Raw genomic sequence first — 19,761 nt, forward strand, 5'->3', positions numbered from 1 at the left:
CCTTGAGCATGTGCTTTCGCGCCTTGACCTTCATGCGTCGGCCGGAAGTCGTGGAAGACGACACCATGTCCCTGATCTCCCTGTCTTCGCTCGGCATCACGCTGGGCGCGCCGCTGTTCGCAAATCTCAATCTCGATATCCGCAAGGGCGACCGGCTCGGTCTCGTCGCGGCCAACGGGCAAGGCAAATCCACCCTTCTGCGCTGCCTTGCCGGTTCGGCCCAGCCGACGGAAGGGGCGCTTCGCTATGCCCGCAACACCCGCGTCACGCTCATGTCGCAGGAGGTGGACGACGCGCTGCTTCCCCTGACGGCGCGCGAGGTCGTTTTGAGCGCGCTGGCCCCCGAAAGCCGGGAATGGGAGGAATGGCGCGCCGATATCGGCCTCGACGAGTTCCAGATCCCGCCCGAACTGAGCCGCCGTCCGTTCGGAACGCTCAGCGGCGGCTGGCAGCGCATGGTGCTTCTGGCGAGAGCCATGGCGAGCGAGCCGGACGTTCTCCTGATGGACGAGCCGACCAACCATCTCGATCTCGCCCGCATCGGCCAGTTGGAGCGCTGGATGAAGGCGCTGGCTCCGAGCCTTGCGGTGGTGGTCGCCTCGCATGATCGCGCCTTTCTGGATGCCGTCACCCACCGCACGCTGTTTCTGCGCCGCGACGCGTCCCCGGAATTCACGCTGTCCTATTCGGCGGCGCGGATGAGCCTCGCCGAGCGGGACGCGGCGACCGCCCGGCGTCACGAAAGCGATCTGCGCCAGGCCGCGCTCCTTCGCCGGCAGGCGGCGAAGCTCCACAATATCGGCGTCAATTCCGGCTCCGACCTTTTGACGGTGAAGACCAAACAGTTGCGCGAACGGGCAAGCCGCATCGAAACGGCGGCGCGCCCGGCCCATCGCGAAGCCTCGGCCGGCCGCATCCGCCTTGCCGAAAGCGCCACCGAGGCCAAGGTTCTCCTGGCGCTGGAGGACGTTCTCGTATCGACGCCGGACGGGCGCGCGCTCTTCGCGACGGGGCGCAAATGGATCTCGCCCGGTGACCGGATCGCGCTTCTGGGCGCCAACGGCACCGGCAAGTCGCGCCTTCTTGGGCTCGTCGCCCGTGCCACGAGAGGGGAGACATGCGAGGACCTGCGCTGCAATCCCTCGATCGTGCCCGGCATCTGCGACCAGTCGCTGAGTCATCTGTCACCCGGCGAAACGCCGTGGAGGGCCATCGGCAGGCGGTTCAGCCTTGGTGACGACCGCCTCCGCTCGCTTCTGGCCGGCGCCGGCTTTTCGGTGGAACGGCAGGACCGGAACGTCGCCGCCCTTTCGGGCGGGCAGAAGGCACGCCTTGCGATGCTGATCCTTCGGCTGGAACAACCGAACTTCTTTCTTCTCGACGAGCCCACCAACCATCTCGACATTGAGGGCCAAGAGGCGCTGGAAGCCGAGATCATGGCGGGCGAGGCGGGTTGTTTGTTCGTGTCGCATGACCGGCGTTTCGTGGAAACCGTCGCCAACCGCTTCTGGTGGATCGACCGGAACCGCCTCGTGGAAGTCGACGGGCCCCATGCCTTCTTCCAGGCAGCAACGGGCGTGACGTAACGGGCGTGCGGGTCTAGAGCGTCGTGCGGAAGGTCGGGCGCGATGATGCCGAGGGGATTTTGGTTCGAGGCCGAGGGGATCGACAAGGTCGTAGCGGTGCGACAGTCGCAGGCGAGCGCCGAAGGATTCGAAGCAAAAGCGCAAGGCAGCATGCGTCCAACCTTTCGCACGACGCTCTATCCCTGGGGCGGAAAGACCCCATGTCGTCCGCGACCGCCGCCTCGGAGTGTTTCATGTCGAACGCCATCGATCCTCGCCCGACGCTTCAAGCGCCCGACGACGATCCCCATCTTTGGCTGGAGGAGGTCGAGGGCGAGCGGGCGCTGCGCTATGTCCGCGAGCAAAACGCCCGGACGCTGGCGCTTCTGGCCGACAAGCGCTTCGAGGCCGATCGCGACGGGCTGGCGGCCGTGCTCGACCGGGCCGACAAGATCCCCTACGTCACCCGGCGCGGCGGGCTCCTTTACAACTTCTGGCGCGACGAGACCCATCCGCGCGGGCTTTGGCGGCGCACGACGACCGAGAGCTACCGCTCCGCCGAGCCGGAATGGGAGGTGCTGCTCGACATCGACGCGCTGGCGGCAGAGGAAGGCGCGGACTGGACCTGGGCCGGCGCCCATTCGCGTGCTCCTCACCACGACCGCGCCGTGATCCGCCTGTCGCGCGGGGGCGGGGATGCCGTCACCTTACGCGAGTTCGACCTCGCCTCGCGCCGCTTCGTGGAGGACGGCTTCGTCCTGCCGGAGGGCAAGTCCGGGATCGACTGGCTCGACCGCGACACGGTGCTGCTCCAGAGCCCCCTCGGGGAGGGGATGGCGACGAGTTCCGGCTATCCGCGAACCGTCCGGCTTTGGCGGCGCGGCGAGGCCCCGATGAGCGCCCCCGTCATCTTCGAGGTGCCCGAAACCAGCATGGTGGCGGGGGCAGAGGTGCATCGGCGCGGCGCGGAGGAATGGTGCATCTTCGTGGATCGCACCGGCTTCTTCGAGGCCGAGATCCATCTCGGCGACCGCACCGGCCCGAAACGGAAGATCGACGTGCCGAGCGACGTGTCCATCTATTGGGACGACCATCACGTCGCCTTGAGCCCCAGGCAAGACTGGACGGTGGGCGAGCGCACCTTTCCCTCGGGCAGCGTTCTGGGTCTGGGCCTCGACGCCTTTCTCGACGGCGACCGGGGCTTCCACCTTCTGTTCGAGCCCGAGCCGCGCCGCGCGCTCCAGCATTTCTTTTGGTCGAAGGGCCGGCTCGTCCTGTCGGTTCTCGACGATCTGAAGGCGCGCTTTCCGGTGTTCGATCCGGCCAAGGACTGGCGCGAGGGGAGCCTGCCGGGCCTGCCGGAAATCGGCAGCGTTTCGGTCTGGTCGCTGGACGAGAGCCACGAGGAGGACGCGGGCGATCTTCTGGTTCATGCGCAGGACCCGATCACGCCGCCGACCTTGTCGGATCTCAGCCTTGGCGCTTCAGCCCCCGCCGTTTTGAAGCGCGCGCGTCCCGCCTTCGATGCGAGCGGCCTCGTCGTGACGCGCCACGACGCGGTGTCGGTGGACGGCGAGCGCATTCCCTATGTGCAGATCGGCCCGCCCGGAGAAACGGGCGAAGCGCCGGTGCACCTGTCGGGCTATGGCGGTTTCGAGGTGTCGAACATTCCCGGCTATTCGGCGGGTCTCGGCCGGCTTTGGCTGGAAAAGGGCGGTACGACGGTGGTCGCCAATATCCGCGGCGGCGGCGAGTTCGGACCATGGTGGCACGAGGCGGGACGGCGCGAAAAGAAGGCGTTGAGCCACGACGACTTCGCGGCGGTGGCCGCCGATCTCGTGCGGCGCGGCGTCACGCGGCCGGGGCGGCTGGCGGCGGAAGGCGGCTCCAACGGCGGGCTTCTGATCGCCAACATGCTGACGCGCTACCCCGAGCGCTTCGGCGCGCTGCTTTGCACCGTGCCGCTCATCGACATGCGGCGCTATCACAAGCTTCTGGCGGGCGCGAGCTGGATCGCGGAATATGGCGACCCCGATGTCGCCGAGGACTGGGCCTTCCTTCAAGCCATCTCGGCCTATCATGTCGCCGAGCCGGGCCGGCCCTATCCGCCGATCCTGATCGCCACCACGCGGCGCGACGACCGGGTGCATCCGGGCCACGCCCGCAAGATGGCAAGGAAGCTTCAGGCGATGGGCTACGACGCGCATCTCTTCGAGCAGGAAGGCGGCGGCCATGGCGCGGGCCGCGACAACCGTGAAATCGCCTCCTTCGCCGCGCTCGGTCTCGCTTTTCTGCGCCGGGCGATCGGCTGGGAAACCGCGCGCGAGATTTGAGGGCCGGCAAGCCATTCGAGGGCATCGCCTTCGGCGGCGCGACGGGCTAGAGCATCGTCCAGAATATCGAACGCGAGTCTGCCTTGTGCTTTTGGCCCAAATCCATCGGGTTCCGCCTGCGGCCGTAGCCCCGCTACGACCTTGGCGAACCCCTTGACCTTGAACCAAAAGCCCGGCGGCATACCCGCGACCGATATCCCGGACGATGCTCTAAATCGGATCACCAGGATCAAGGGGGAAAACCATGGCCAAGGGTCAGGTGCGTTCGAACAAGGAAGTTCGCAAGCCGAAGAAGGACAAGAAGGCGGCCGGTGCCTCGGCCAGCGCCGCGCCCGCCGCGCCGGCGGGTTCGAAATTCGCCACGGCCCAGCCCGAACTCGTGCGCAAGAAGAAAGAGCGCCCGGCCTGACGAGCGCGTCGACGCGGCGCGCGGGGCGGGCCTGAAATGCGGCCCTTCCTGCGCGCCTTCCTGCCCAACGCCGCCCGCGTCAGCGGGCGCGAGCGGCTGCGCTCGGCCCTCGGCGCGGCCGTCGGCGTTCTTCTGACGGGGGTGGTCTCCAAGCTCGCGCTCGGCAGTGCAGGGGGGCCGGCGCTGCCGATCCTGATCGCGCCGATGGGCGCTTCCGCCGTGCTTCTGTTCGCGGTTCCCGCGAGCCCCTTGGCGCAGCCATGGTCGATCCTCGGCGGCAACCTCGTGTCTTCGCTCGTAGGCGTGACGGTCGCCGGCCTCGTGCCCGATCCGTTTCTGGCGTCCGGCCTCGCCATCGGCGGGGCGATCGCCGCCATGATGGTGTTGCGCTGCCTCCACCCGCCGAGCGGCGCGGTGGCGCTGACGGCGGTGCTCGGCGGCGCGGCGATCCGCGATCTCGGCTACAACTTCGTTTTGTGGCCCGTTCTCGCCAACTCAGCTTTGATGCTTATCGTGGCGCTCGCCTTCAACAACCTGACCGGGCGGTCCTATCCGCACCGGCCGTTGGATGCGCCCGCCGGCCATGGCACGAATGACGTGGCGCCCGCCAACCGCGTCGGCTTTGCCCGCGACGATCTCGACGCCGTGCTTGCCGAATACGACCAGTTGATCGACGTCGACCGGGGCGATCTGGAAGCGATCCTGCGACAGGCCGAGATCCGCTCCTATCGCCGGCGCGCGGGAACGGCAAGCGTTTCATCGGTCATGTCGCGCGATGTCGTGGCGATCTCGCCGGACGCCCCGCTTCGCGAAGCCCTGGCGCTTCTACGCGCCCACCATATCAAGGTTCTACCGGTCACGGACGAGAGCGCCCGCGTGCTCGGCATCGTCACGCAGACCGATCTTCTGGAAAAAGCGGCCTTCGACCGGCAGGGGCCACGCCTCGCCTGGGGCCACCGCATGAGGTTGACGGCGAGCCAGGGCCGGGCGCCGAACGGCCGGGTCGCCGATATCATGACGGTGCCTGTCCGATGCGTGGAGCCTGAGGGGCTTCTGGCCGATGCCGTTCGCCTGATGGCGGCGACGAACCTCCATCACCTGCCGGTGGTGGACGCGGACGAGCGCCTTGCCGGGATCATCTCGCAGTCGGACCTGATCGTCGCGCTTCTGGCGGAAGCGGCGGGGCGGGAAGGGGAAACAACTCCCGACCCGCCGCGAAGCCCGCTCAGCGCATCGTCGTCATGATCTCCCGCGCAGGCGCGTAGGCCTTTTTCGGGGGCCCGACCATCCAGGTGCCTTCGGGCGATTTAACCACCGATATCAGTCCCATAAAGGCTTCGAAATTCGGCGCCCATTGCGGCTCGTCGAAGAGTTCGTAGATGTGTGCGGCCTCGATATTGTACTGCGTGCGAAGGGCATAGATCCCTTCCATCATCTGTTTCAGGCCGGCCGCCTGGGCCTCTTCGCCGTCCTTGGCGCTTCCCTGGCTATGGTTGAACTCGGTGATCCAGATCGGCTTGCCGTACTTCTGGAGTTCCTTGAAGGCCCATTCGTCCTTGAACTCGTACATATGCCAGATGGTGATGTCCCAAGTGATCTTGTCCTTGGCGAGCCGCTCGAAAAAGCCGACATGCCCCCAGCCGGCGGTGCCGATCGCGCGACGAGCATTGGGCGCGGCTTCGGCCGTGCCTTCCGACAGGCCGCGCAGAATGGCGGCGACCTTCTTGTAGCGCGGGGTGAAATACTCGTCCGCCCCCACACCTCCGGCCGGACCCCATTCACAAGGATATTGCGAACCGTCGTCGCGCATCTCGCAAGGCTGAAGAATGGCGAAGTTGTCCAACTCGTTTCCGAGTTCCCAAACCTCGATCTCGGGGAAGGCGGTGGCATAGTATCGAGCGAAGGCCTTGCTCTTGGAATAAAGGTTCTCCTCCGACTCCTTCTCCGGCTCCAATGGTGGGATGAGGATCGGCAGGATGGTGATCCCCTTGGACTTGCCCATGGCGACCAACGCCTTCAGCCCGTCCATATAGTCGAGGCTCGAAACGTTGACGCGGTAGGACGTCCCGCCCAAAGCCTTCAGTTCGTCGATCTGCTGTTGAAGGGTCAGGTTCGGATAGGCGGTGAAGGGATGGCCGTTCACGCCCCAGATGAATTCGGCGCGGGCAAGGGACGGCACAGCCGCCATGAACAACGCCAGCGCGAGACAGCAGGATTTCCGCATGACCGACCTTCCGATGGGCTTTTCGTCAGCGACTAATTGATGCAGTGCGATAGCTTCTCAACCACACCGGCTCATCCAATGCGAGCAAATCCTGTTTACCGCCGCGTGTCCTCCCTAAACGCCGCCAACTCTATCCCGGTACATCCGACAGAAGACCCGCCGCGACGGTGAGGCGGGCGACCGAGGTTTCGCCCGAGCCTGCGAGCTGCGCCAGTTGCGGGCGGATGCGGGCGAGAACGGACTCGCGATGCCGCGCCCAGGCCTCGACCGGCGCGGCCTCGTCGCCATGGCGCGACAGGGCGGCCACGGTGAGGCGGCGGCGGGCGGCGACGATCTGGGCGTTCGCCCGGTCCAGCGCCAGGATCTCGTAATAATCCGTCGGGGCAAGGCGAAGCAGCGCGGCTTCCAGCCGACCGATCTCCAGAAGGTCCGTCACGGCGAAATAAGCGGTCACCGCGGTCTCGACTGGTTTCTCCGTTTCACGTGAAACAAGCGCGATGTCCGGGAGAAGTGCGAAAAGCGGTAGGCACGCCACCATCGCGGCGACCCCTTCCGGCACGCCGGCCTGCACCAGACGGTCTTTTTCGGTGGTGGCGGCAAGCCGGGCGGGCTCGCTGGCGAGTTCCAGAAGACGCGGCCGAAGCGGGGCGATCCGCTCCCGCATCTCGTTGATTCCTTCCGCGAAGCGCTCGCGCCGCTCGCCATTCGTCACGAACCAGCGCGTCGTAATCTGGAGGAACAGGCCGAGCGCGTCGTAAAGGCCGTTCTGCACGTCGCCGCGCACCGTCCCGTCGAGAGCGTCGACGCTGGCGTAAAGGCGCTCGGCCTCGAAGACGTCGGTGGCGGACACGAAGGCGCGGCCGATATCGCTGAAGGACGCGCCGCTCGCGTCGCGGATCGCGGTGACGATCGTCGGCCCGAGCCGGTTCACCATGGCATTGGCGAGGTTCGTCGCCACGATCTCGCGGCGCAGACGGTGGGCGTCGATATCGGCGGCGAAGCTCGCGCGCATCGCCGCCGGGAAATAAGCGTGGAGCCTTTGGGTCAGATAGAGCTCGTCGGGCAGGGAGCCTGAGGAAAGCTGATCGAAGAGCGCGATCTTGGCATAGGCGAGGACGACCGCCAGTTCCGGCCGCGTCAGCCCGTTGCCCGCCGCGCGAAGATCGGCGAGCGCGGCCTCGGATGGCAGGAACTCCACCGCGCGGTCGAGAAGGCCGGCTTCCTCCAAGCTGGCGAGGAAGCGCGACTGGAGGGGCAGGCCGCTCGCGCCCCGCCGCTCTTCCAGGGACAAAGCCAGCGTCTGCTCGTAGTTGTTGGCGAGCACGAGGCTTGCCACGTCCTCCGTCATGCTCTTCAGGAGGATGTCGCGCTCGGGCCGCGCCAGCCGGTTCTGGTCCATCGCGCCCTTCAGCGCGATCTTGATGTTGACCTCGACGTCGGAGGTGTTGACGCCCGCCGAGTTATCGATGGCGTCCGTGTTGATGCGCCCGCCCGACCGCGCATATTCCACGCGCCCGCGCTGGGTCAGGCCGAGATTGGCGCCTTCGCCGATCACCTTGGCGCGCACCTCCGCGCCGGTGATGCGTACCGCGTCGTTGGCGCGGTCGCCGACATCGAGATTGGTTTCGGTGGAGGCGCGGATATAGGTGCCGATCCCGCCAAAGAACAGAAGATGGACCGGGCTTTTCAGGATCGCGGTGATGATCTCGGCGGGGGTGCCGGAGCGCTTGTTCCAGCCGATGGCGCTCGCCGCTTCCTCCGACAAGCGGATGACCTTCTCGCGCCGCGAAAAGACGCCGCCGCCGCCCGAAATCACGGAACGGTCGAAATCGGCCCAGGAGGAGCGGGGGAGGGCGAAAAGGCGCTGCCGCTCTTTGAAGCTTCGCGCCGCGTCGGGGTTCGGGTCGATGAAGATGTCGCGATGGTCGAAGGCGGCGACGAGGCGCGTTTGTTCCGACAGGAGCATGCCGTTGCCGAAGACGTCGCCCGACATGTCGCCGCAACCGGCGGCCGTGAACGGTTCGGACTGGATGTCCCAGGCTTTGCCGTCACGCTCGATCTCGCGGAAATGGCGCTTCACGGCTTCCCAGGCGCCGCGCGCCGTGATGCCCATGGCCTTGTGGTCGTAGCCGGCCGAGCCGCCGGACGCGAAGGCGTCGTCCAGCCAGAAGCCGTTGGAAACGGCGATGGCGTTGGCGGTGTCGGAGAAGGTCGCCGTGCCCTTGTCGGCCGCGACCACGAAATAAGGATCGTCCCCGTCGAAGCGTTTGACACCCGAAGGCGGCACGACGGCCGAGCCTTGGATATCGTCGGTGACGGTGAGGAGCGAGGCGATGAAGACCACATAGGCCGCGCGCCCCGCTTTGTTCCAGGCCTCGCGATCCGACGGATCGGGCAGGGTTTTGGGCAGAAAGCCGCCCTTGGCGCCGACCGGCACGATCACCGCGTTCTTCACCTGCTGCGCCTTCACAAGGCCGAGGATCTCCGTGCGGTAGTCTTGGCTCCGGTCGGACCAGCGAAGGCCGCCGCGCGCCACGCGCCCGAAGCGCAGGTGAACGCCTTCCACCCGCGCGTCGAACACGAAGATTTCGCGGAAGGGCACGGGAGCGGGGAGGCCTTCGACAAGCGCGGATTCGAGCTTGAAGGCGAGCGCCGGCTCCACCCGGCCGGGTTCGGATGCCGGATCGGCCGAGGTGCCGTCGACAGTGAAGAAATTGGTGCGAAGCGTCGCGACCACGAGGTTGAGGAGACGGCGCAGCACCCGGTCGTCGTCGAGGCTCTCCACCGCGTCGAGCGCTTGGCGGACCGCGCGGTAGGGGCCGGCGACGCCCTTCTCGGCGGCGATGCGCAACTGCCGGTCTTCCGTATCCTCGCCTTCCGGCACGGTTTCGGGCGCTTGGGTTCGGGCGGGATCGAAGGCCCCGGCGAAGAGGTCCCACAGAAGGCGCGCGATGCCCGAATGGCGAAGAAGGACCTCGGCGATGAAGTCCTGGCCGACCGAAATGCCGGCCTGACGCAGATAGCGCGAATAAGCGCGGATCACGTTCGCCTGGCGGAAGGAAAGGCCGGCTTCCAGAACAAGGGCGTTGATCGCGTCGTTCTCGATGCGGCCCGCGAAGACCGCCGCGAACGTGTCCTCCAGCGCCCGACCGCCGTCTTCGAGGCGAATGTCGCCGCCGCGCCGAGGAACAAGGTCCATGTCGTGGAGATGCACCGTGTCGCCGCCCGGCCGGCGGATGCGGAAGGTGCGCTCCGACACGACGGAGAAGCCGAGATTTTCCAGGATCGGCACGCGCACCGACAAGGGCACGGCATGGCCGAGATGGTAGATCTTGAGGCGCAGCGCGGAGGTCGGATCGCTCAAGCGGCGGTAGAAGTCGATGGCGAGGGCGGCGCTGTCGTCGAGCTTCGCGATGCGGCCGGCATCGGTCACGGCTTCCGCCGGCTCGATCACGTCGCGATAGCTGTCGGGCAGGCCCGCCGCGAGGCCGAGAAGCGCGGGGTCCATGCCGGCGAGCGCTAAAGCGCGGGCGAAATCGTCGGCCCAGGCCCGCGCCAAGGCCGCGACCTCCTCTTCGAGTTCCGCGACATCGGGCTCCGGCGTCTTGCCGCCGCGCCGTCCGAGAATGAAGTGGATGCGCGCCAGCTCGCCTTCCGGAAAGGCCGGGTAGTAGGTCGTCAGATGCCCGGCATAGCGCTCGGCCAGAAGCGTGCCGACCCGCTCGGCGAGGCGCGTGTCGTAGCGCTCGCGCGGCACGAAGACGAGAACCGACACGAAGCGGTCGAAGCGATCGATGCGCGGCAAAACGCGAACGCGCGGGCGCTCGCCGAGATCGAGGATGCGCCCCGCGAAGGCTTCCAGCCGGTCGACGCCGATCTGGAAGAGATCGTCGCGCGGATAGGATTCCAGGACGTTGAGAAGCGCCTTGCCGCTATGGGAGGCACGGCGCAGGCCAAAGCGGCGGATGACCTCTTCGACCTTCGGCCTCAGATACGGGATGGACAGGACGGAGCGCGTATAGGCCGAGGAGGTGAAAAGGCCGACGATGCGGAGTTCCCCCCGGAAGGCGCCGGCCTCGTCGTAGCGCTTGACGCCGACATAATCGAGATAAGCGCGCCGATGCACCGACGAGCGCGTATTGGCCTTGGTGACGATGAGGGGGGCGGGGGCCGTGAGAAAGGCGCGGATCTCCGGCGTCGCCTGGACTGGCGCGCCGGGGCGGCCGAGAACGCGCACGCTCGGATCGCGCAGGATGCCGAGGCCCGTATCGCCGCGATCCACCAGAACGTCGCCTTCCGCGTCGTCGCCGGCATAGTCGAGCTCGCGAAGGCCGAGGAAGATGAAGTTGTCGGCTATGAGCCATTCCAGGAACTCGATCGCCTCGTCGACGGCGGCGGAGGCTTCGCTCGCCCCGTTGGCGCGGCGGTTCCCGAGCGTTTCCACCGCCTGACGCACGCGCGCCGTCATGGCCGGAAAATCGCCGACGGCGGCGGCCACCTGTTCGAGAATGCGCCGGACGGCGGCTTCGAGGGACGCGTCGCCGGCAGGATCGGGGTCGGGCTCGAAGGCGATCTGGATCAGGCTGACCGGGCCGGACGGCGCTTCGATGATCGGGTGGGAAACATAGGCGACGGCGCGGCCGCGCGCGGCGATCTCGGCCGTGACGGAATCGAACAAGAAGGGCATGTCGTCGTTGACGACGGTGAGAAGGGCGAGCGGACTGCCGCGCCGCGTCAGGCTTTCGGGCCGCGCGACATGGACGTCGTGGCCGCCGGGGCGATGGCGGCCGAGGGCGTCGGCCGCCGTTTCGGCCGCAAGGCCAAGGCCGGCGGGGTCGATCGGGCGCAGGTCCTCGGCCGGCGGGCGGGCGAAGAGAAGGGGGCCAAGCCCGCGCGCCGCTTCGCTCGAAGCCGCTCGTTCCAGCGCCGCGAAGATCGCGGCCTTGCCCTCCATGCCGGTCATGCCAGTCGTCCCCCTTGCGAATGCCCGTAACAACAGCAATGTGGGCCGTGATCGCGGGTGGCAAGCTAAGAGTGCCTAACAAAACCTCGCGGGGTCGGCTGGCCGGGTCTTTCCGTCGCCCGAAGGGGCGAGCCGCTTGTCTCGCCCCGTCCGCATGGACCGTTGCCAATCCTCGCCGATGCCGCCGGCATCGACTGCGTTTGGCGCCTTGCGGGCAACAAAAATCCCTTGGCCATCCTCCGCCCGGAGGTATTGTTAGGCACTCTAAAATCGTCGCGCGACAGGTGTACGACTTGCCCTCGGATGCCGATTGCGTCAGGATTTCCCGGCCATGCGACAGGTCCCCCACGACAATCCCCGAGACGCGGAAGACGCAGCGCGCCTCGCCGAATCCGCTGCGATCCTGAAACGCGTGCGCCAGGAAACCGAGCCGCAGGTCGGCGCGCATGTCGCCAGCATGGCGACGGGCGCCGTTGCCCATTTCGCCGCCCGCGACGCGGACCAGAGCGACCGCCTGGAGGTGATCGGTACGCGGATCGGGCGCGTTGCCGGGCTCGTCGGTTTTCTCCTTCTCGGCCTCGCCCTTCTGTCGCAACTCGCATGAGCGGGACGAGACGCCCTGACAAGGCGGCGGTGATCGCCATCTCCAGCCATGTGGTGCGCGGCACGGTGGGCAACCGCGCCGCCGTTTTCGCGCTGGAAACGCTCGGCCATCCGGTCTGGTCCGTGCCGACCGTGACGCTGCCCTGGCATCCGGGCCACGGACCCTCGACGCGCATCGTGCCCCCAGTGGCCGATTTCGCCTCCATGATGGCCGATCTCGAACGCGCGCCCTGGCTCGGCGAGGTCGGCGCGGTTCTCACCGGCTATTTCGGCTCGCCCGAGCAGATCGAGCCGACGGCCCGGCTCGTGGAAGCGGTGAAGCGCGCCAATCCAAACGCGCTCTACGTGCTGGACCCCGTGACGGGCGACGGCGGACGATTGTATCAGCCGGAAGAAACGCTTGCCGGCATCCGCGACCGCCTCGTGCCGCTCGCCGATATCGCGACGCCGAACCGGTTCGAGCTGGAATTCCTGATCGGCCAGGAGCTTTCCACCAATGCCGAACTCGTGGAAGCGGCCTTGTCGCTCGGGCCCTCGACGGTGGTGGTGACCTCGGCCTTTTCGCTTCTGAAAGGGGGCACCGGCAACCTTCTGGTAGACGGCCGGCAGGCGCTTCTCGCCGAGCATCGCGAGATCGCACGGGCCCCGCACGGGCTCGGCGACCTCACCGCCGCCGTTCTTCTGGCGCGAACGTTGAGCGAGATGCCGACCGATAAGGCGCTGCAGACGACGACTGCCGCCGTCTACGAGATCCTGGCGCGCACCACGACGCGCGGCGCGGACGAACTGACGCTGGAAACCGACACGGACAGCCTCAAACATCCCATGGCCATGGTGCAGATGCGCCGGCTCGGCCTGCCGATCGGCGACCGGCGCGCTTGAACCGGACGCTCGCCGGCGTCGACGGCTGCCGCGCGGGATGGATCGCGGCGGTGCGAGACGGAAACGGGCAACTCGCGTCCCGCGTTTTTCCCGCCTTCGCCGAACTCGTCGCGGGGTTGGGACCGGGCGCGGTGATCGCGGTGGATATGCCGATCGGACTGCCGGAGCGCATCCAAGGGACGGGGCGCGTCGCCGAACAAGCGGGACGGGCGGTTCTCACCAAACGGAAATCGAGCCTGTTCTCCATTCCCGCCCGTGCGGCGGTGGAAGCTTCCACTGGCCCGCTTCGTGATCCGGCGGAGCGCAAGGCGGCGTGGGACAGGGCCTGCCGCCTCGCCCGGTCCTTGTCGGACCCGCCGCGCGCTTTTTCCATCCAGGCCTTCGGCATCCTGCCCAAGATCGCGGAAATCGACTGCCTGCTTCGCGCGGAGCCGGAGCTTGCGGCCCGAGTGATCGAAAGCCACCCCGAAATCGCTTTCGCCGTGTTGAACGAAGGGGCGGAAATGCGCCATCCGAAGAAGCAGCGCGACGGCGGCGCATGGCCGGGCCTCGCCGAACGATGCGCCGTGCTTCTTGGCAAAGGGCTTGCTGCCGAATTTCTCGATCGAAGCCTGCCGCGCGGCACCGGGCGCGACGACTGGCTGGACGCCTGCGCGCTTCTCTTGGTGGCCGAGCGTTACGCGAGGGGAGAAGCTCGATCCTATCCCGACCCGCCCGGACGGGACGCGCACGGACTGCCGATCACGATCTGGGCTTGAGTTCATCTTTCCGCCGAGGTGAGCTTCAAGGCGAGACCGACAAAGGCTGCGGCAAAGGCGCGACGCATCCAGGTGATGACGCTCGGCCGTTCCGTCACATGACGGCGCACCGCTGCTGCGAAGCAGCCGTAAACCACGAAGACCGCGAAGGTCATCAACATGAAGACGAGTGAGAGCTTCCCCATCGCGAGAACCGGTTGCATCTCGTGCGGCCCCACGAATTGCGGCAGGAAGGCGAAAAAGAAGATCGAAAGCTTCGGGTTGAGGATGTTCACCAGAACTGCGGAAACCAGAACCTGGCGGGTCGATCGGTCGGTATTCGCGCTTTCAATTCTCAGGGTGCCGCCTTCCCGAAGCACGCTCCAAGCCATGAAAAGAAGGTAGGCGACGCCAGCATACCGGATCGCTTCGAAGGCGAGAGCGCTGGCATGAAGCAATGCCGCTAACCCCGTCATGGCGGCCACCATTTGAGGGATGATGCCGAGCGTGCAACCAAAGGCCGCCAGAACGGCCGCATGCCAGCCGCGCGACAACCCCGCGGCGAGGGTCACGAGAACGCCTGTCCCGGGCGAGGCGATGACGATCAAGGAGGTAAGAAGAAACTCGGGTCCCATCGGCGGTTTCCTATGATCAGGGTATCGGTGCCTGCATTGGGAATTGCAACACGTCGCCGTGCCACCCGTTTTCCGAACAAGCGAACTCTCCGCCGTTCGCTTGACGCACCGCAACATCGTTCCTAACTCGCCAGCAAACGAAGATCAGAGGTTTTCATGGCGCTGCTTCCCGACCATCTGCTCGCTGGGCACGAGAGCTTCATGGAAGGACGCTACGCCGCCGAGGAAGCGCGCTATCGCGCTTTGGCGCGCGAGGGGCAGGCACCCGAAACGCTGGTGATCGCCTGCTGCGACTCGCGCGCGGCGCCCGAAACCATCTTCGACGCGGCGCCGGGCGAACTCTTCGTGGTGCGCAACGTCGCCAATCTCGTGCCGCCCTTCGGGCCGAACGAGGATTACCACGGCACGTCCGCAGCCATCGAGTTCGCGGTGGTCGGCCTCAAGGTCAAGAACATCCTGATCCTCGGCCATGGCCGCTGCGGCGGCATCAAGGCGGCCTTGACGACGGGGGGCGAGCCCTTGTCGCCCGCCGACTTCATCGGCCGCTGGATGAGCCTCGTCACCGAGCCGGCAAAAAGCGTCAACGCGCTGGAGCACCTGACGACGGGCGAGCGCCAGACCGCGCTGGAGCGCATCTCGATCCGCTATTCCATCGCCAATCTGCGCTCGTTTCCTTACGTCGCCGAGCGCGAGGCGGCGGGGGAACTCGCGATCCACGGTGCATGGTTCGATATTTCCACCGGCGAGCTTTGGGCGATGGACACCGAGACCGGCGACTTCCGCCGCCCGAAGGTGGAAGACGCGGCGGCCTGACGCGGGTTCTTCCCGGGCGTTCCGGCGCGGGCAAGACGGCAACGGTCGAGCCTTTTCGGTGGCCTTGCGAGCGCGAGGCTGTTGACGCCTCGACTTTATGATAAATCTTTGCGGATATCGTCCGGCCCGTTTTTTGATCGCGGCTCGATCGCCTTTCGAAAAGGCCGGCGGCTGAATGGGGACGACGGGCCCGACCGCCGAGCGGCGAGCGGCCTTTTTGGGGATCGGGTGCATGAAGCAGTTCTTGAGGTCGGGCGCCGCGATGGCGGTACTTGCCGCGCTGGCGGCCTGCCAGAGCGCCTCGCCCGCCGCCGATTACGGGCGTCCCGCGCCCTTGACCGCCGCGCCCAGCGGCGTCGTCCAGTCGAGCCAGCTTCCCCCGCCGCCCCCGCCTCCGCCCCCGGTGGAGCAGGCCGCGATCCCGCCGGCCTCGCCGGTGACGGCCTCTTCCGCCGCGCCCGCCACGCCCGGCGCGGCGTCGGCTCCCGCGCAGACCGCCTCCGCCGAGCCGTTGAAGCGCGAAGGCCTCGTCGGAGCCTGGAAGGTTTCGGCCGGCGGCGGCTCCTGCCAGATCTTCATGGCGCTGACGAAATGGACCGGCGGTTATCGCGCCGCCTCGCGCGGTTGTCCGGGGCAGGTGGCCGATGTCACCGCCTGGGACGTGTCGGGCAACTCGGTCGTCCTGAAGGATTCGGGCGGCTCCACGGTGGCCAACCTGTCCTCGTCGGGCGGCACGCGCTACGACGGCTCGACCTCCGGCGGCCAGCAGATCAGCCTTTACCGCTGAACGGCCGATTGATAGGCCTTCGCGCCAGGGCATGAGTGCCGGCAGCTTTCCGACGGTCGCGCATCTTCGACCGTCGGGAAGCGAAGCGCCGCGCCATGCTTCCATGCCGCGACCCGAGCCGTTCATGACCGCCTATGATCCCCGATCCGCGCCGCGTCCCGGCAATGTGCGCCAAAGCCTGGAGCGGCTGATCGCATCCGGCGAGATCGAGGCGGACGGCAACCAGCGCCGCCTCGCCGACCGCCTCGACCGTCTCGACAAGGATCTGTCCGCCACCTCCCTCGCGGCCAAAAGCAGCGCGCTCGGCTGGCTGTTCGGGCGCTCGAAGCCCGCGGAAGCGGCGAAGGGCGTCTACATCTACGGCGAGGTCGGGCGCGGCAAGACCATGCTGATGGACATCTTCTTCCGGCACGCCAGCGCCGGAAAGAAGCGGCGCGTTCATTTCCACGCCTTCATGGGCGAGGTTCACGAGGCGATCGGCCGGCATCGGAAGGCGGTGGCGGCGGGCAGCGTCTCGGGGGGCGATCCGATCCCGCCGGTGGCTGCCGAGCTTGCCGCCAAGGCGCAGCTTCTGTGCTTCGACGAGTTCACCGTCACCGACATCGCCGACGCCACCATCCTGTCGCGGCTTTTCGGCGCCCTGTTCGAGGCGGGAACCGTTCTCGTCGCCACCTCCAACGTCGCCCCGGACGATCTTTACCGCGACGGACTGAAGCGCGGCGACTTCCTGCCTTTCATCGACCTTTTGAAGCGGCATGTGGACGTTCTGAAGCTCGACGGGGCGGAGGACTACCGCCTGGCGACGATCGGCCAGGAGAACCTCTATGTCACGCCCCTCGGCCCGGACGCCGACCGGATGATGGACGAGACCTTCCGCGTGCTTCTGGCCGGCGACAAGCCGAAGCCCGCGTCCTTGTCGGTGAAGGGCCGCACGCTCGGGGTGCCGGCGGCCGGCAACGGCGTCGCGCGCTTTTCCTTCGACGACCTGATGCGCCGCCCGCTCGGCGCGGAGGATTTCCTCGCGATCGCGGCGCGGTTTCATACGGTGGTTCTCGACCGCGTGCCGGTGATGGGATTGCCGGAACGCAACGAGGCCAAGCGGCTGATCCTTCTCGTGGACGCGCTCTACGACGCGCGCCGGCGCATCGTTCTGTCCGCCGAAGGGCCGGTCGAGAAGCTCTATACCGCGCCGAAGGGAACGGAAGCCTTCGAGTTTCAGCGCACCGTGTCGCGCCTCATCGAGATGCGCTCGGCGAGCTATGGCGAAGGCGAGGCGGCGGGCTGAGGCGCATATATCTCAGCCTTCGAGCGGCTGAAGCGAAAAAAGCCTTCGTCATCGTCGCGTCAACCGATCCCGTTATGACTATTGAGCTTCTTCATTGACGCTTACGTAAGCGAAAAATGGCTTAAACGTTTGAAAAACCTTGGGGGCTTCCCGCCCCGTTGCCAGCAAGGCACATAGCCTTTATAGCCCCGTCCCGAAAGGGATCGTGCGTGCCGGACCGTTCGGGCGCCGATCTTTCGAGATGCATCTCCACGGGTTTGGCCGACGCTTCGCATCGGCCGCCCGGAAACAGTCTCCCCGGCCATCTGACGGCGCGGGGCCAGCCGCAAAGAAGGGCCAGCATGGCGCGCAAGAAGATCGCACTCATCGGTTCGGGCATGATCGGCGGGACGCTCGCCCATCTCGCGAGCCTGAAGGAACTCGGCGACATCGTTCTGTTCGACATTTCGGAAGGCACGTCGCAGGGCAAGGCGCTCGACATCGCGCAGTCCGGTCCGGTGGAAGGCTTCGACGCCAAGCTTTCGGGCGCCAACGACTATGCCGCGATCGAGGGCGCCGACGTCTGCATCGTCACCGCCGGCGTGCCGAGAAAGCCCGGCATGACCCGCGACGATCTTCTGGGCATCAACCTGAAGGTCATGGAGCAGGTCGGCGCAGGGATCGCGAAATACGCGCCCAACGCCTTCGTGATCTGCATCACCAACCCGCTCGACGCGATGGTCTGGGCGCTCCAGAAGTTCTCCGGCCTGCCGAAGAACAAGGTCGTCGGCATGGCCGGCGTTCTGGATTCGGCCCGCTTCCGCCACTTCATTGCAGACGAGTTCAACGTGTCGGTGGAGGACGTCACCGCCTTCGTGCTCGGCGGCCATGGCGACACGATGGTGCCGCTGACGCGCTATTCCACCGTTGCCGGCATTCCGCTGACCGACCTCGTGAAGGCCGGCTGGGTGACGAAGGAGCGCTTGGAAGAGATCGTCCAGCGCACCCGCGACGGCGGCGCCGAGATCGTCGGCCTCTTGAAGACCGGCTCGGCCTATTACGCGCCCGCCGCTTCCGCCATCGCGATGGCCGAAAGCTACCTGAAGAACAAGAAGCGCGTCCTGCCCTGCGCCGCCAACCTGAAGGGCGAGTACGGCAAGAAGGACCTTTACGTCGGCGTGCCCTGCGTGATCGGTGCGGAAGGCGTCGAGCGCGTCATCGAGATCGAGCTGAACGGCGACGAGCAGAGCGCTTTCGACAAGTCCGTCGGCTCGGTCGAGAGCCTGATGGAAGCCTGCCGCGGCATCGCGCCGAGCCTGAAGTAATTCCGACGAGAACGGCGGGAGCACCCCTATGAACATTCACGAATATCAGGCCAAGCAGGTCCTCAAGGGCTTCGGGGCTCCCGTGGCATCCGGCGTCGCCATCACGGCGGCGTCCGAGGCCGAAGCTGCGGCCAAGCAGCTTCCTGGGCCCCTATACGTGGTGAAGAGCCAGATCCATGCCGGCGGTCGCGGCAAGGGCAAGTTCAAGGAGCTCGGGGCGGACGCCAAGGGCGGCGTGCGCCTCGCCAAATCCGTCGAAGAAGCCGTGTCCCATGCCAAGGAGATGCTCGGCAACACGCTCGTCACCGCGCAGACGGGCGACGCCGGCCGCCAAGTGAACCGCCTTTACATCGAGGACGGCGCGGATATCGACCGCGAGCTTTATCTTTCCCTCCTCGTCGACCGCTCGGTCGGCAAGGTGGCCTTCGTGGTCTCCACCGAAGGCGGCATGGACATCGAGGCGGTCGCTCACGACACGCCGGAAAAGATCATCACCGTCGCGATCGACCCGGTCGCCGGCGTGACCGAGGCGGATGTCGCGACGATCACGAAGGCCTACGGCCTTTCGGGCGCAGCCGCCGAGGATGGCAAGTCGTTGTTTCCGGCGCTCTACAAGGCCTTCGTCGAGAAGGACATGGCGCTGCTCGAGGTCAATCCGCTGATCGTCATGAAGGACGGACACCTTCGCGTTCTCGACGCCAAGTGCTCCTTCGACGGCAACGCCCTGTTCCGCCACGACGACATGAAGGCGCTGCGCGACGAGACCGAGGAAGACGCCAAGGAGATCGAGGCGTCCAAGTGGGACCTCGCCTATGTGGCGCTCGACGGCAATATCGGCTGCATGGTGAACGGCGCCGGCCTCGCCATGGCGACGATGGACATCATCAAGCTCTACGGCAAGGAACCGGCGAACTTCTGCGACGTCGGCGGCGGTGCCTCGAAGGAAAAGGTCGCGGCGGCCTTCAAGATCATCACGGCCGATCCGCGCGTCCAGGGCATCCTGGTGAACATCTTCGGCGGCATCATGAAATGCGACGTGATCGCGGAAGGCGTGGTCGCCGCCGTGAAGGAAGTAGGACTCAAGGTCCCGCTGGTGGTGCGCCTGGAAGGCACCAATGTCGAACTCGGCAAGAAGATCCTGAACGAGAGCGGCCTCGCCATCACGGCGGCGGACGATCTCGACGACGCGGCCAAGAAGATCGTCTCGGCGATCGGCTGAGG

At 66.8% G+C, this 19,761-nt stretch carries 15 protein-coding genes; 12 read left to right on the top strand and 3 right to left on the bottom strand.

Annotation, left to right across the window (positions count from 1 at the left end; translation table 11 throughout):
* The first annotated feature begins 65 nt into the window (after positions 1-65).
* From F9929_RS10440 to F9929_RS10450, 4 genes are all read left to right on the top strand, one after another.
* Positions 66-1,586, top strand: coding sequence for an ABC-F family ATP-binding cassette domain-containing protein (locus F9929_RS10440; RefSeq protein ID WP_152046493.1), 1,521 nt, complete (start codon positions 66-68; stop codon positions 1,584-1,586).
* Between the two features lie 233 nt (positions 1,587-1,819).
* Positions 1,820-3,898, top strand: coding sequence for a prolyl oligopeptidase family serine peptidase (locus F9929_RS10445; protein WP_152046494.1), 2,079 nt, complete (start codon positions 1,820-1,822; stop codon positions 3,896-3,898).
* 244 nt (positions 3,899-4,142) lie between these two features.
* Positions 4,143-4,307: a hypothetical protein gene (locus F9929_RS23975; protein WP_193227694.1), complete on the top strand. Its 165-nt coding sequence runs from the start codon at positions 4,143-4,145 to the stop codon at positions 4,305-4,307.
* 36 nt (positions 4,308-4,343) lie between these two features.
* Positions 4,344-5,552 carry an HPP family protein gene (locus F9929_RS10450; RefSeq protein ID WP_152046495.1) on the top strand — a complete coding sequence of 403 codons (1,209 nt, stop codon included), beginning with the start codon at positions 4,344-4,346 and terminating at the stop codon, positions 5,550-5,552.
* Here F9929_RS10450 and F9929_RS10455 read toward each other — a convergent pair.
* Complete coding sequence (locus tag F9929_RS10455) at positions 5,533-6,531, bottom strand: glycosyl hydrolase (protein ID WP_152046496.1); 999 nt, start codon at positions 6,529-6,531, stop codon at positions 5,533-5,535. The genes F9929_RS10450 and F9929_RS10455 overlap by 20 nt on opposite strands.
* A gap of 130 nt (positions 6,532-6,661) precedes the next feature.
* The gene (locus F9929_RS10460) at positions 6,662-11,494 is read right to left on the bottom strand and encodes an NAD-glutamate dehydrogenase (RefSeq protein WP_152046497.1); all 4,833 of its coding nucleotides are present in this window, start codon (positions 11,492-11,494) and stop codon (positions 6,662-6,664) included.
* A gap of 331 nt (positions 11,495-11,825) precedes the next feature.
* On the opposite strand from F9929_RS10460, the gene F9929_RS10465 reads away from it, so the two are divergent.
* The 3 genes from F9929_RS10465 to F9929_RS10475 are packed head-to-tail and all read left to right on the top strand — an operon-like array spanning position 11,826 to position 13,737.
* Entirely contained in the window at positions 11,826-12,098 is a 273-nt protein-coding gene (locus tag F9929_RS10465) for a hypothetical protein (protein WP_152046498.1), read from the top strand.
* Positions 12,095-12,979 carry a pyridoxal kinase PdxY gene (gene pdxY / locus F9929_RS10470; RefSeq protein WP_152046499.1) on the top strand — a complete coding sequence of 295 codons (885 nt, stop codon included), beginning with the start codon at positions 12,095-12,097 and terminating at the stop codon, positions 12,977-12,979. The genes F9929_RS10465 and pdxY overlap by 4 nt, the downstream gene beginning before the upstream one ends.
* Positions 12,976-13,737: a DUF429 domain-containing protein gene (locus F9929_RS10475; protein ID WP_152046500.1), complete on the top strand. Its 762-nt coding sequence runs from the start codon at positions 12,976-12,978 to the stop codon at positions 13,735-13,737. Before pdxY ends, F9929_RS10475 begins: the two co-directional genes overlap by 4 nt.
* Positions 13,738-13,739: 2 nt before the next feature.
* Here the strand turns inward: F9929_RS10475 and F9929_RS10480 are convergent, their stop codons facing one another.
* Positions 13,740-14,351, bottom strand: coding sequence for a LysE family translocator (locus F9929_RS10480; RefSeq protein WP_152046501.1), 612 nt, complete (start codon positions 14,349-14,351; stop codon positions 13,740-13,742).
* A 156-nt stretch (positions 14,352-14,507) separates the two neighbouring features.
* On the opposite strand from F9929_RS10480, the gene F9929_RS10485 reads away from it, so the two are divergent.
* The 5 genes from F9929_RS10485 to sucC all read left to right on the top strand — a co-directional run bounded on the left by F9929_RS10485 (position 14,508) and on the right by sucC (position 19,759).
* Positions 14,508-15,164 carry a carbonic anhydrase gene (locus F9929_RS10485; protein ID WP_152046502.1) on the top strand — a complete coding sequence of 219 codons (657 nt, stop codon included), beginning with the start codon at positions 14,508-14,510 and terminating at the stop codon, positions 15,162-15,164.
* Between the two features lie 232 nt (positions 15,165-15,396).
* Positions 15,397-15,951, top strand: coding sequence for a protease inhibitor Inh/omp19 family protein (locus F9929_RS10490; protein ID WP_193227695.1), 555 nt, complete (start codon positions 15,397-15,399; stop codon positions 15,949-15,951).
* A 124-nt stretch (positions 15,952-16,075) separates the two neighbouring features.
* A complete protein-coding gene (zapE, locus tag F9929_RS10495; RefSeq protein ID WP_152046504.1) occupies positions 16,076-17,236 on the top strand; it encodes a cell division protein ZapE in 1,161 nt (386 codons plus the stop codon).
* 341 nt (positions 17,237-17,577) lie between these two features.
* The gene (gene mdh, locus F9929_RS10500; protein ID WP_152046505.1) at positions 17,578-18,540 is read left to right on the top strand and encodes a malate dehydrogenase; all 963 of its coding nucleotides are present in this window, start codon (positions 17,578-17,580) and stop codon (positions 18,538-18,540) included.
* Positions 18,541-18,568: 28 nt separating this feature from the next.
* On the top strand, positions 18,569-19,759 hold the full coding sequence (gene sucC, locus F9929_RS10505; protein ID WP_152046506.1) for an ADP-forming succinate--CoA ligase subunit beta: 1,191 nt from the start codon (positions 18,569-18,571) through the stop codon (positions 19,757-19,759).
* Positions 19,760-19,761 lie beyond the last annotated feature (2 nt).

Origin of the sequence: Aureimonas psammosilenae (assembly GCF_009176975.1) — a bacterium.
Lineage (GTDB): Bacteria > Pseudomonadota > Alphaproteobacteria > Rhizobiales > Rhizobiaceae > Plantimonas > Plantimonas psammosilenae.

Coding starts and splice junctions, on each gene's coding strand:
- sucC (WP_152046506.1), top strand. CDS start 18,569: ATGAACATTCACGAATATCAGGCCAAGCAGGTCCTCAAGGGCTTCGGG.
- F9929_RS10460 (WP_152046497.1), bottom strand. CDS start 11,494: ATGACCGGCATGGAGGGCAAGGCCGCGATCTTCGCGGCGCTGGAACGA.
- zapE (WP_152046504.1), top strand. CDS start 16,076: ATGACCGCCTATGATCCCCGATCCGCGCCGCGTCCCGGCAATGTGCGC.
- F9929_RS10480 (WP_152046501.1), bottom strand. CDS start 14,351: ATGGGACCCGAGTTTCTTCTTACCTCCTTGATCGTCATCGCCTCGCCC.
- F9929_RS10490 (WP_193227695.1), top strand. CDS start 15,397: ATGAAGCAGTTCTTGAGGTCGGGCGCCGCGATGGCGGTACTTGCCGCG.
- F9929_RS10445 (WP_152046494.1), top strand. CDS start 1,820: ATGTCGAACGCCATCGATCCTCGCCCGACGCTTCAAGCGCCCGACGAC.
- F9929_RS10450 (WP_152046495.1), top strand. CDS start 4,344: ATGCGGCCCTTCCTGCGCGCCTTCCTGCCCAACGCCGCCCGCGTCAGC.
- F9929_RS23975 (WP_193227694.1), top strand. CDS start 4,143: ATGGCCAAGGGTCAGGTGCGTTCGAACAAGGAAGTTCGCAAGCCGAAG.
- pdxY (WP_152046499.1), top strand. CDS start 12,095: ATGAGCGGGACGAGACGCCCTGACAAGGCGGCGGTGATCGCCATCTCC.
- mdh (WP_152046505.1), top strand. CDS start 17,578: ATGGCGCGCAAGAAGATCGCACTCATCGGTTCGGGCATGATCGGCGGG.
- F9929_RS10440 (WP_152046493.1), top strand. CDS start 66: ATGTCCCTGATCTCCCTGTCTTCGCTCGGCATCACGCTGGGCGCGCCG.
- F9929_RS10455 (WP_152046496.1), bottom strand. CDS start 6,531: ATGCGGAAATCCTGCTGTCTCGCGCTGGCGTTGTTCATGGCGGCTGTG.
- F9929_RS10465 (WP_152046498.1), top strand. CDS start 11,826: ATGCGACAGGTCCCCCACGACAATCCCCGAGACGCGGAAGACGCAGCG.
- F9929_RS10485 (WP_152046502.1), top strand. CDS start 14,508: ATGGCGCTGCTTCCCGACCATCTGCTCGCTGGGCACGAGAGCTTCATG.